Genomic DNA, 12,097 nt, shown 5'->3' on the forward strand with positions numbered 1-12,097 from the left:
AAGGTGTCCTTCGGGAGATGACGCTTGGGTCAGGTCGGCGGCGGCACCGTTACCGGCACCTGCGGCAGGCGATTGTTCAGGCGCTCCAGCACCTCCGCCGTGATGTCACCCGCCCCGCCGGCCTGATAGACGATGAACTGGCGGGAGATCACCAGGGTGGCTCCGGTCTCCTTGGCCACTTCCGCGATCACCTGATCCAGCGTGTTGATCACGCTGTTGCGGGCCTGGTTGAAGGCAATGTCCAGACGTCGGGTGCGTTCCTGCAAGGCGCGGCCGGTGGCCGACACCTGGGTTTCGAACTCCGTGCGCTTGCGGTCAAACTCTTCCACCGACACGGTCTGGCGCAGGCGGGCCAGTTCCTGTTCAGCGCCGCGCAGCCCTTCCTGCTGCTGCGCCACGTCGCGCTGCAGCTGTTCCTTCTGCACGTCCAGCTGCTGCTGGATGGTGCGCATGGACGTGGCCTGCTGCAGGATGGTGGGGATGTCCACCACGGCCACCTGGGCATAAGGCAGGCGGCGCGCCGCCTGCTGTCCCTGCTGGGGCTGGGCCACGGTTTCCTGGGCACCAGACGCCACCGGCCCGGCCACAAGGGCCAAGCCGGTGAGAAGAAGGGCGATGAAGCGGTGCGCCAACGCCCCGTCCCCCATCAGAACCGGGTGCCGAAGCTGAATTTCAGCGTCTCGGTCTGATCATACGGCTCCTTGGCGATCGGATAGGCCAGATCGAGGCGGATCGGGCCGAAGGGCGACTTCCACGACACGCCCACGCCGGCCGCCATGCGGATCTTGTGGCTGTCGCGGAACACGTCGCCCACACCCGGCGTCTCCTTCGCGCCTGTCAGCGTGCCGGCATCGTAGAAGGCATGCGCCTTCACACCCAGCTCGTCCGGCAGGCCCAGCTTGGTGGTCAGCTCCAGGCTGGCGCGGCTGAAGATGGTGCCACCCAGCGCGTCGCTGTTCTCCGGATTGTTGGGATCGGGCACGTTGCGAGGGCCGATACCGCCGATCTCGAAACCGCGCAGCGTGTCGCCGCCGATGAAGAACCGGTCGTTGATGCGCAGGTCCTTGCCCATGCCCCAGATGTAACCGGCTTCCGTCGTCAGGCCCAGCACCACTTCCTCGAACGGCTCCCAATACTGGCCCGCCGTGACGCGGTTGCGCAGGTAGCGGGTATCACCGCCGACACCGGCGAATTCCACCGACCACAGGCCGTAGAACCCGCTGGTCGGTTCTATCTTGCTGTCACGCTCGTCATACAGCAGCTGGCTTTCCACCGACGAGGTGATGGTGGTGCCCAGCTGGTCCTGCAGGAACAGAGAGGAGCCGAAATAGATATTGTCGATCTTGTTCTGGACCAACGAGTAGCTGATACGCTGGCGCAGCTTCTCCGACAGGGGGTACCCGGCACGCAGCACGATACCGGTCGATTCCAGATCGTAAGAGATGGTGTCACGGTTGTCGCGCACCACGCGGAACAGATCAATGCCGGCCGCCAGATCACGGTCCAGGAAGTAGGGCTCGGTAAAGCCCAGATCAACCTCGAAACTGCGGCTCGACAGCAGGGTCGACAGGCGCAGGTCCTGGCCCTTGCCCAGCAGGTTGCGCTGGCGGATGGAGAAGTCCAGCAGCGCACCGTCGGTGGAGGAGTAGCCGGCCCCCAGCTGGATTTCACCGGTGGGCTGCTCTTCCACCTCGATGGTGATCACCGACTGGTCGCGGGTGCTGCCCTCCGCGGTCTTCACCTCCACACCGCTGTCCAGGAAATAGCCCAGATCCTTGATGCGCTGTTCGGAGCGCTTGACCTTCGAGATGCTGAACGGGTCGCCTTCGACCAGCAGCATCTCGCGGCGGATGACCTTGTCCAGCGTGTTGTAGTTGCCGATGATATCGACACGCTCGACGAAGACGCGCGGGCTTTCCTTCAGCTCGAACACCAGATTGATGGTCTGGTCTTCCTGGTTGCGGTCCAGCAGCGGATCGATCTCGACAAAACCATAGGACAGATCGCCCAGGCGGTTCGTCAGCTCGGTGATGCTCTCCTCGATCTTGTCGCCATTGTACCACTCGCCCGAATAGGCATTGATGGCTTCATAGAGCGGGTTGATATCGATGTCGGGAATTTCCGACTGGATCTCGATCTTACCGAATTTGTAGCGCTTGCCCTCATCCACCGTCATGGTGATGAAGAATTCCTCGCGGTCGGGTGTCAGCTCGGCGACCGAGGTCAGCACCTTGAAATCGGCATAGCCATTGCGCAGATAGTGCCGACGGACCTGTTCCTGGTCATAGCGCAGACGCTCGGGATCATAATTGTCGTTGGACGACAGGAACCGCCACCAGCGCGACTCCTTGGTAATCATGATCTCGCGCAGCTCATCATCGTCGAACACATTGTTGTTCACGATGTTGATGGCCTGCACGCCCGTCATCTGACCTTCCTCGATCTCGAAGATCAGGTCGACGCGGTTCTGTTCCAGCTGAACGATCTTCGGCTCGATGCGCGCGGCGAAGCGGCCCTTGCGGCGATAGAGTTCCTGGATGCGCTCCACGTCGTTCTGCACGCGGGTGCGGGTATAGACAGTGCGCGGGCGCAGCTGGACCTCGGGATTGATATCCTCGGTCTTGATGCGTTTGTTCCCCTCGAACGCGATGCGGTTGATGATGGGGTTTTCCACCACCTGCACCAGCATCACCCCGCCTTCGCGCCGGATCGACACGTCGGCGAACAGGCCGGTCGCGAACAGCGACTTCAGCGACTGGTCGATCTTTTCCGGATCGAAGGCGTCGCCCGGCTGCACGGTAAGGTACGACCGCACGGTCGCGCCCTCGATGCGCTGCGAGCCTTCGACACGGATTTCGCGAATGATGCCACCATCAAACGCCTCCTGGGCCATGGCGCCGGTCGACAGCGCGATGACGGATGTTGCGGTGCCGCCCAGCAGCAGGCACAGCGCGAACCTGGAAACCGAGACCAACTGTTCCCCCAAAAAGGCTAAGACAGGACACCCTTGAAAAAGTCCACGACACGCAGCTGAACCAAATCATTCCACGTGGCGAAAACCATCAAGGTCAATACCAAAGCCAGACCGACCCGGAAACCATATTCCTGGGCCCTCTCGCCAAGAGGCCGTCCGCGAACGGCCTCCACTGCGTAATACAGCAGATGTCCCCCGTCCAGCATCGGAATGGGAAACAGGTTGATCAGGCCCAGATTGATGGACAGCACGGCCACGAACCAGATCATGGTCACGAAGCCCATCTGGGCAACCTGACCCGACATCTGGGCAATGCGCAGGGGTCCACCCAGCTCGGCAGTGCTGCGCATGCCCAGCACCATCTGCCAGACGCCATCAAGTGTGCCTTCCGTCATCTGCACCGTCTGCTTGGTGGCTTCCCACAAGGCGGTCAGGGGCGTCTGGCGACGGTACTCGTCATTGACACGCATCACCCCCAGCCGGCCTATCGTGTGGATATTGCCGAACCGGTCCTCCATCTTCTCCGCGCGCGGGGTGACGGTCAGTTCCAGCTGCTTCGGGGCCGCCCCCTCCACCTCCACGCGTTCCACCAGCATGGAGACGGTGCGGCCGGGATTCATCACGATGACGCCCAGCACATCCTCGAACCGCGGCGTCTCGCGCCCATCCATGGACAGGATGCGGTCACCGGCCTTCATCCCGGCTTCCGCCGCCGCACCCTCGGGCAGCACCTCGCGGATCACCGGTGGGGTATAGGGCTGGCCATAGACCATGAACATGAAGGCCAGCGCCAGGATGGCGAACAGGAAGTTCGCCGCCGGGCCCGCCGCCACGATCGCCATGCGTTGCCCCACCTTCTTGTGGTGGAAGGACACCGCGCGCTCAGCCGCACTCATCGTCGACAGGCCGGCGCCCGGCGTGCTGGCGGCGCCGGCATCGCCGAACATCTTCACATAGCCGCCCAGCGGGATCAGGCTGAACTTCCAGCGCGTGCCATGGCGGTCGGTACGGCCGACAATCTCCGGCCCGAAGCCGATGGAGAACACCTCCACCCGCACGCCGTTGCGCCGGGCGACCAGGAAATGTCCCATCTCGTGCACGAAGACCAGGACGGTCAGCACGACGAGGAACATCACCCCGTAATTCCAGATGAAGCCGAAGACTTCCATAAACAGCGCCTCCAGGGGCCCAGGCTCAATTCGCGCGAGATAAGACGGCAATTTCGGCAAAGGCGTGGCAACGCGCTTCAGCGTCGGCCGCTTCCACTTCTTCCAGCATGGCCAGGGGGCCGTGCGCCAGGGTAGAGAGGCACTTTTCCACGACGCGCGGAATATCCAGGAATCCCAGATTTCCAGCCAGGAAGGCAGCCACCGCCACCTCGTTCGCCGCATTCAGGATTGTAGGGGCCGCTCCCCCGCTTTGCAAGGCGCGCCGCGCCAGCCCCAGGGCCGGAAAACGCACCGGATCGGGCGACTCGAAGGTCAGGCTGGCGGCCTTCACCAGATCCAGCCGGTCACCGGGCGTGGCCACCCGGCCGGGCCAGGCCAAAGCCACGGCGATGGGCGTGCGCATGTCGGGCGTACCCAGCTGCGCCAGCACCGAGCCATCGACATATTCCACCAGGGAATGGATCACCGACTGTGGGTGGACCAGCACGTCGATGCGGTCTTCCGGCATGGTGAACAGATGGTGGGCCTCGATCAGTTCCAGGCCCTTGTTCATCATGCTGGCGCTGTCGACGCTGATCTTGGCGCCCATGGACCAGTTGGGATGGGCGCAGGCCTGGGCCGGCGTCACACCCTGCATCGCCTCGCGCGTCCAGGTGCGGAACGGCCCGCCCGAGGCGGTCAGGATCAGGCGGGAGATGCCCTCCCGTCGGGCCTCGTCGAAGACTTGGAAGATGGCGCTGTGCTCGCTGTCCACCGGCAACAGGGTAGCACCGGAACGGCGCACCTCCGCCATCACCAGTTCACCGGCGCAGACCAGCACCTCCTTGTTGGCCAGCGCCACCGTGGCACCACGCCGCACCGCAGCCAAGGTCGGGGCCAGGCCGGCCGCCCCCACGATGGCGGCCATCACCCAGTCGGCGGCTGGCCGGCTTGCGGCCTCCACCACGGCGGCGGCACCGGCCGCCAGCTCGATCCCCGTCCCGCCCAGTGCGTTCTTCAGATCGGCGTAACAGGCATCGTCCGCCACCACGGCCAGCGCAGGACGCAGCAGGCGGGCCTGTTCGGCCAGCTTGGCCACATTACGCCCCGCGACCAGCGCTTCGGTTTGAAACCGATCCGGATACGCTGCCAGCAGCTCGACCGTGTTGGTGCCCACCGATCCGGTGCAGCCCAACACGGTCACACGGCGGCTCGTCTCAGCCTTCACCAAAATCGCACCCATTGCCCGGCCGTCAATTCGAACAGCGCATAAAGCGGGGCCGCGAACAGCAGCCCGTCGATGCGATCCAGAATACCACCATGGCCGGGGATCAGGGTGGAACTGTCCTTCACATCCACCCGGCGCTTCATATAGCTCTCGAACAGATCGCCCGCTTGCCCCGCCGCGGCCAGTACCGCGCCGATGGCCGCATAGGCGGCGATGGCAGCAATGTTGACATGGTGCGGCACGTCGGTCGCCGCCGGCGGCACCAGCCAGCCCGGCAGCCAGTCCCCGCTCTGCGCCGCGCCGAACAGACCACCCAGCAGCGCCGCCGATGCCATGCCGCCGATCAGCCCGGCCCAGGTCTTCTTCGGGCTGATGCGCGGCGCCAGCTTCGGCCCGCCGATGGTGCGGCCGGCGGCATAGGCGCCGATATCGGTGGCCCAGATGGCCAGCACCAGAAACAGGAACAGCGCTAGCCCATAGGGGCCGCTTTCCAGACGCAGCCAGTACATGGCAGCGAATGGCGGAATGATATAGGCCGGCAGCAGCGCGAAGAACAGCATGCCCGGCCGGCCGCTGGGCGCTGTCAGCCGCGCCATCTCCCACGCCGAAAGACCCGCCAACGCCAACACCAGCAGCTGGAACGGCAGCCCACCCCACCAGACGGCAGCCAGCACGGGTGGGGCCAGCACGATGGCCGACAGGGCCCGGATTTTCAGGTCGGAGGTGCGTTTGGGGGGCTGCGTCGGGTTGTGGGTCACGATATCAGCGGCTTCCGGCCGTAGCGCCGAAGCGCCGGTCGCGCCGGTGATATTCCCGGATGGCATCCCCCAGGTCGCGCTTGGTAAAGTCAGGCCAGAGCGTATCGACGAACACCAGTTCCGCATAGGCCAGCTGCCACAGCAGGAAATTGCTGATGCGCTTCTCCCCGCTGGTGCGGATCATCAGGTCGGGGTCGGGAATGTCGCTGCCCGTGGTCAGGTGCCGGGCGAAACTTTCCGGCGTAATGTCACCGGGCGCCATCTCGCCCTTCTCCACCGCCAGCGCCAGGGCGCGGGCCGCGTCCACCAGTTCCTGCCGCCCGCCATAGGACAGGGCCAGGACCAAGGTCATGTCGGTATTGTCGGCGGTCAGCCCTTCGGCATTGGCGATCAATGCCTGGATGTCGTTCGACAGACGCGAGCGGTCGCCGATGACACGGAACCGGATGCCATTTTTATGCAACCGGGCGATCTCACCACGCAGATAGAAGCCCAGCAGTTGCATGAGGGTTGAAACCTCATCCTCCGGCCGGCTCCAGTTCTCGGTGGAGAAGCTATAGAGGGTGAGGTAGCGCACGCCCATCTCGCGCGCGCCCTCGATCACCTGCCGGACCGCATCCACGCCCCTCTTGTGCCCCGCCGTACGCGGCAAACCGCGCGCCGTCGCCCAGCGTCCATTGCCATCCATGATGATGGCGATGTGCGCGGGCGGCGGCGGATAGGCGGATGTGTCGGGGCCGGGCATGGATGAGAGGTGCCTTGGAAGAACGAAGCGACCGGAAAGGATCAGACCTGCAGGATTTCCTTTTCCTTGGTCGCCAGCGACTCGTCGATTTTCTTGATATGGGCGTCGGTCACGGCCTGGACCTTGTCCGCCCAGGTCTTCTGCTCATCTTCCGAGATATCGCCGTCCTTCTGGGACTTCTTCAGGCTGTCCATGCCGTCACGGCGCACATTGCGCACGGCGACGCGGGTCTGCTCGGCATATTTGGCGGCGACCTTGCTCAGCTCCTTGCGGCGCTCGGAATTCAGCTCCGGGATCGGCACGCGGATGGTGGCACCCTCGGTCTGCGGGTTCAGGCCCAGACCGCTGTCACGGATCGCCTTCTCCACCGCCTTCACGGTGGAGCGGTCGAACACCTGGACGGAGATCAGGCGCGGCTCCGGCACCGAGACGTTGGCGACCTGGTTCAGGGGAACGGTCGTGCCATAGGCCTCGACGGTCACCGGTTCCAGCAGGTTGGCGGATGCACGGCCTGTGCGCAGGCCGGCGAATTCCTTGCGGAGCTGCTCAAGCGCGCCATCCATGCGACGCTCGATATCCTTGATCAGATCGGGAGCGGCCACCTTATGCCTCTTCGGTTATGATGGTGAATTTACCCTGCCCGGCCATCACTTCGGCGAAGCCGCCATCCTTCTGGATGGAGAAGACCAGGATGGGAATCTTGTTCTCGCGGGCAAGTGAAATCGCCGACGCATCCATGACCTGGAGATCGCGCGACAGCACATCCAGATAGGTCAGGCGGTCATAGCGGATGGCGTCCTTCACCTTCTTGGGATCGGCGCTGTAGACGCCGTCCACCTTGGTGGCCTTCAGCATCGCATCGCAGGCCATTTCAGAGGCGCGAAGGGCGGCGGCCGTGTCGGTGGTGAAGAAGGGGTTGCCCGTGCCGGCGGCGAAGATCACCACCCGGCCCTTTTCCATGTGGCGTTCGGCCTTGCGGCGGATATAGGGCTCGCAGACGCTGTCCATGGGGATGGCCGACTGCACGCGGGTTTCCACGCCGGCCTTCTCCAGGGCATTCTGAACCGCCAGGGCGTTCATCACGGTGGCCAGCATGCCCATATAGTCGGCGGTGGCGCGCTCCATGCCGGAAGCCGCACCGGAAATGCCGCGGAAGATGTTGCCGCCACCGATGACGGCACAGACCTCAATCCCCATGTCGATGACGGATTTGATCTCACGCGCCATGCGGCTGACGACGTTGGGATCGATCCCGTACTCCCTGTCCCCCATAAGGGCTTCACCTGAAAGCTTCAGAAGAACGCGCTTGTATCGGGCTTCGGGCACGGGTTTGTCCTTTCGGGTTGGAAATCCGGTCTTCAACAATCATATCGGGGCCGGCGAACCGGCCCCGATTGAATAACGTTCCAGGGCCGGCAACGGGTCCGGCCCCAGACCGCCTCAGCCGGCCATGGCGGCCACTTCGGCGGCGAAGTCGGACTGTTCCTTCTCGATGCCTTCGCCCAGCTGGAAGCGGACGAAGCCGGTCAGGGCAACCGGGGCACCAGCGGTCTTGGCGGCGTTTTCCACGACCTTGCGGATCTTGGTTTCACCGTCGATGACGTACAGCTGCTCCAGCAGGACCACTTCCTCATAATACTTGCGGACGCGGCCTTCGACCATCTTCTCGATGATGTTCTCCGGCTTGCCGGAAGCCCGGGCCTGCTCGACCAGGACGGCGCGCTCGCGCTCCAGGTTGGCGGTGCTCACATCGGCGATGTCCAGGGCGTCCGGACGGGCGGCCGCCACATGCATGGCGATCTGCTTGCCCAGCTCGGCCAGCACGGCCTTGTCGCCGGTCGATTCCAGGGCGACCAGTACGCCGATCTTGCCCAGGCCGGGGACCAGGGCGCCGTGCACATAGGAGGCCACGATGCCGTCGGTGACCGACAGCTTGGCCACGCGGCGCAGGTTCATGTTCTCGCCGATGGTGGCGACCAGATTCGGCAGCTCGTCGGCGACGGTGCGGCCGGTGCCCGGATAGGCCGCGGCCTTCACCGACTCCAGGGTGCCATCGGTATCCAGCGCCAGCTTGGTGACGGTGGCGACGACGGCCTGGAAGGCGTCGTTGCGGGCCACGAAGTCGGTCTCGGCATTCAGCTCGACAGCGGCGCCGGACAGGCCGTTGGCGGCAACGCCGACCAGGCCCTCGGCGGCAACGCGGCCGGCCTTCTTGGCAGCGGCAGCAAGGCCCTTCTTGCGCAGCCAGTCGATGGCGGCTTCCAGGTCGCCACCGGCTTCGGTCAGCGCCTTCTTGCAGTCCATCATGCCGGCGCCGGACTTCTCGCGCAGGTCCTTCACGAGGGCAGCGGTGATCTCGGCCATTTTCGCCTCTCTAAATCGTCGGAGTGTGACGGGATATCTTCTAGCACAGGGTCATGGCGCTTTCGCGCCAAGCCCGGACAGCACAACGGCCGGACAGCACCCGGATCGGATGCGGCCCGGCCGTTGCACCTTAAACTTAGGCCTCGGCGGCCGCTTCTTCGGGCAGCACTTCGGTCGGGGCCACTTCCTGGCTGCCGACATCGATGCCGGCGGCCGACATCTCGGCCTGCAGACCGTCCAGCACGGCGCCGCTCAGCAGCTCGCAATAGGTCTCGATGGCGCGCAGGGCGTCGTCATTACCCGGCACCGGGAAGGTGATGCCGTCGGGCGAGCTGTTGCTGTCCAGGATGGCAACAACCGGGATGCCCAGCTTGTTGGCTTCCTGGATGGCCAGGCTTTCCTTGTTGGTGTCGATGATCACCAGCAGATCGGGCAGGCCGCCCATGTCACGGATACCGCCCAGCGCGCGCTCCAGCTTGTCGCGGTCGCGCGTCATGTTCAGCAGCTCCTTCTTGGTGCGGCCAGAGCCTTCACCATGGGCCAGAGCCTCATCCATTTCCTTCAGGCGGCGGATCGACTGGGAGATGGTCTTCCAGTTGGTCAGCATGCCGCCCAGCCAGCGGTGGTTGACATAGTACTGGCCGCAGCGCTTGGCGCTTTCGGCCACCTGCTCCTGCGCGGCGCGCTTGGTGCCGACGAACAGGACGCGGCCGCCACCGGCGACGACGTCACGCACGGCCTGCATGGCGCGGCCCAGCAGCGGAACGGTCTGTTCCAGATCGATGATATGCACGCCATTGCGGGCGCCAAAGATGTACGTGGACATCTTCGGGTTCCAGCGACGGGTGTGGTGACCGAAATGGACGCCAGCTTCCAGGAGCTGACGCATGGTAAAGATCGGCATAGCCATAGGGAAAACTTCCTTTTCCGGTTCTTCCTCCGTGGGCGACGTCCCTCTGGCACCATGCCAGCCGAACACCGGATCGATGCGATGGCTCCGCCGGACAACCAGCGCCCGGGTAAAAGCCAACTCACCGCAAGCCCACGTGTGGGATTAACGACGGGGCGTGAGATAGCGCAGCCGGCGCGCCAATGCAACCCCGCCCGGCGGCGATTTGCGCCCGCCGGACCCGCCTGCGCCGCATGGCCCGCTATTATCCGGCGGTTTTCAGGGCCTTCAGCGCCGCTTGTGCTTCCTTATGCTTGGGCTCCAGCACCAGGGCACGGCGGAACGCCATCTCCGCGGTCACCTTGTCGCCCATCGCCTGATAGATTTGTCCCAGCCGCCAATGGGCGGCGGCACGGTAGTTGGTGCCGCCGATCCAGGCCGGGCCCGACAGGAAGCGTAGCAGCGAATCACGCCCCGTCTCCAGCCGCTGACCGGTAACGGCCGTGGCGCGGCCGCGCTGATAAAGGGTGAAACTGTCGGCCGGGTCCAGCGCCGCTGCCTTGTCCAGGGCCGCAAACGCCGCGTCATTGTCGCCCAGCCGGCCCAGGCGCACGCCGGCGCCGGCCAGATCGGACGCATCGGTCAGTCTGGCCACGGCTTGTGCCAGCCTGGCCTTGCCATTGACCTCGTCCTCGTCCATCAACGCCTGATTCGCCCGCAGCAGCAGATACTGGCCTTCGTCCAGTTGCTGCATCTGGACAATCGCCTCCTCCGCCTTGACCTTGTCGCCACCGGCGATGGACGGGGCGACCAGATGGAACTGCGCCACGCAGTTGATGGCCGGGATGCTGCGCGGGTCCCGCGCCCGCTCTCCCTCGCACAGCGACAGCAGGTCCGCCGCTGCCGATTTCTTGGAGAACAGGGAGGCATCATCGATGCGCCGCGTGGCCAGCACCATCCGCGCCTCCAGCACCGCGCGATCGTCCGGCGCCTCGGCCGCCAGCTTCGCCCCCAGCGGCAGCCCGGCCTCGAAATCGCCGAAGCGCTGATAGACCAGCAACAGGTCGCGCGCCGCGGCCTTGTCACCAGGATCCGCCGCCAGCCGATCCTTCAATGGCTTGGCCGCCACCTCCTGCCGGTCATCAGGCTCGACCAGGGCTGCATAGTCGGAGGAGATTGCCTGGGCACTGGCGGCACCAGCCAGAACCAGCAGCGCCAGGAGCGCGGCAGAGGGCATAAGACGCATGGCTTCGTCCGAAAAGGTTAAGCGGGATTAACGATTTGGCCGGTCGTTGTGGCGGATTGATGGCGTTATGGTTCCATTTCAGCGATCATTGGTGGTGCAGGTCCGCCATGCCTTGGCAAGCGCCTCGCCCGTGGCTATGGTCCCCCCCTTTCCAGGCCATGCAGCCATGATAATGACCGCCCCAGTCCGCCCGACCGATGCCTCTCCCGACCTGTTGACGGGCTTCCTGCGCCAGCAATCCCCTGGCCGCGAGGCGCCGGTGCCGCTATGGCTGGAGGCGGACGGGCTGCCAGACGTGCCGCGCCGACTGCTGGCCCATGACCATGGCATGACGGCGACGCTGGAGGCGTTCTGGGGGGAACAGATGCGCCTGTCCGTGCTGCACACGGAAGAGGTGGGCACCACCCTGCTGCGCCGGCATGTGCTGTTGTCGGGGGCCGACAGCGGCATACCGGCGGAACTGGGCCTGATCGAGATCCGGCTGGACGCGCTGCCGCCTGGCGCCCTGTTCGCGGTGCGCCAGCGGCGCATTCCGTTCGGCGCCATCCTGTCGGCCTGCGGCGTGGCTTTCAAGAGCCGGCCCGCCGGCTTTTTGCGCCTGGTCGCCAATGAGGCGCTGTCACGCCTGCTGCGTGTCACACCGGGTGCGGCCATCCATGGCCGCGCCACCACCCTGTTCGCCCAGGGTGACGGCAAGGTTCTGGCCAACGCCGTCGAACTGTTAAGCGGGCATCAGCCGGGCTGA

The 12,097-nt window shown here is 65.0% G+C and carries 12 protein-coding genes; 1 reads left to right on the forward strand and 11 read right to left on the reverse strand.

What is annotated here, in order from left to right; all coding sequences use genetic code 11:
* Positions 1-29 precede the first annotated feature (29 nt).
* The 11 genes from AC1Q7F_RS16035 to AC1Q7F_RS16085 all read right to left on the reverse strand — a co-directional run bounded on the left by AC1Q7F_RS16035 (position 30) and on the right by AC1Q7F_RS16085 (position 11,352).
* Complete coding sequence (locus tag AC1Q7F_RS16035; RefSeq protein WP_492508585.1) at positions 30-632, reverse strand: OmpH/Skp family outer membrane protein; 603 nt, start codon at positions 630-632, stop codon at positions 30-32.
* Positions 633-646: 14 nt separating this feature from the next.
* Positions 647-2,974, reverse strand: a complete 2,328-nt coding sequence (bamA, locus tag AC1Q7F_RS16040) for an outer membrane protein assembly factor BamA (RefSeq protein ID WP_492508587.1) — start codon at positions 2,972-2,974, stop codon at positions 647-649.
* 17 nt (positions 2,975-2,991) lie between these two features.
* A complete protein-coding gene (gene rseP, locus AC1Q7F_RS16045) occupies positions 2,992-4,143 on the reverse strand; it encodes an RIP metalloprotease RseP (protein WP_492508589.1) in 1,152 nt (383 codons plus the stop codon).
* A gap of 25 nt (positions 4,144-4,168) precedes the next feature.
* The gene (locus AC1Q7F_RS16050; RefSeq protein ID WP_492508591.1) at positions 4,169-5,365 is read right to left on the reverse strand and encodes a 1-deoxy-D-xylulose-5-phosphate reductoisomerase; all 1,197 of its coding nucleotides are present in this window, start codon (positions 5,363-5,365) and stop codon (positions 4,169-4,171) included.
* Positions 5,347-6,108 (reverse strand): phosphatidate cytidylyltransferase, encoded by a 762-nt coding sequence (locus tag AC1Q7F_RS16055; protein WP_492508593.1) that lies wholly within the window; start codon positions 6,106-6,108, stop codon positions 5,347-5,349. The genes AC1Q7F_RS16050 and AC1Q7F_RS16055 overlap by 19 nt, the downstream gene beginning before the upstream one ends.
* A 4-nt stretch (positions 6,109-6,112) precedes the next feature.
* On the reverse strand, positions 6,113-6,853 hold the full coding sequence (locus AC1Q7F_RS16060; RefSeq protein ID WP_492508596.1) for an isoprenyl transferase: 741 nt from the start codon (positions 6,851-6,853) through the stop codon (positions 6,113-6,115).
* 41 nt (positions 6,854-6,894) lie between these two features.
* Positions 6,895-7,455, reverse strand: coding sequence for a ribosome recycling factor (gene frr, locus AC1Q7F_RS16065; protein WP_492508598.1), 561 nt, complete (start codon positions 7,453-7,455; stop codon positions 6,895-6,897).
* Position 7,456: 1 nt separating this feature from the next.
* Positions 7,457-8,179 carry a UMP kinase gene (gene pyrH / locus AC1Q7F_RS16070; RefSeq protein WP_492508600.1) on the reverse strand — a complete coding sequence of 241 codons (723 nt, stop codon included), beginning with the start codon at positions 8,177-8,179 and terminating at the stop codon, positions 7,457-7,459.
* Positions 8,180-8,293: 114 nt separating this feature from the next.
* A complete protein-coding gene (gene tsf, locus AC1Q7F_RS16075; RefSeq protein WP_492508602.1) occupies positions 8,294-9,217 on the reverse strand; it encodes a translation elongation factor Ts in 924 nt (307 codons plus the stop codon).
* Between the two features lie 136 nt (positions 9,218-9,353).
* Positions 9,354-10,127 carry a 30S ribosomal protein S2 gene (gene rpsB, locus AC1Q7F_RS16080; protein WP_492508604.1) on the reverse strand — a complete coding sequence of 258 codons (774 nt, stop codon included), beginning with the start codon at positions 10,125-10,127 and terminating at the stop codon, positions 9,354-9,356.
* Positions 10,128-10,371: 244 nt separating this feature from the next.
* On the reverse strand, positions 10,372-11,352 hold the full coding sequence (locus AC1Q7F_RS16085; RefSeq protein WP_492508606.1) for a tetratricopeptide repeat protein: 981 nt from the start codon (positions 11,350-11,352) through the stop codon (positions 10,372-10,374).
* Positions 11,353-11,524: 172 nt separating this feature from the next.
* On the opposite strand from AC1Q7F_RS16085, the gene AC1Q7F_RS16090 reads away from it, so the two are divergent.
* Complete coding sequence (locus AC1Q7F_RS16090; protein WP_492508608.1) at positions 11,525-12,097, forward strand: hypothetical protein; 573 nt, start codon at positions 11,525-11,527, stop codon at positions 12,095-12,097.

Source organism: Niveispirillum sp. GW835-FHT14G11 (assembly GCF_058793615.1).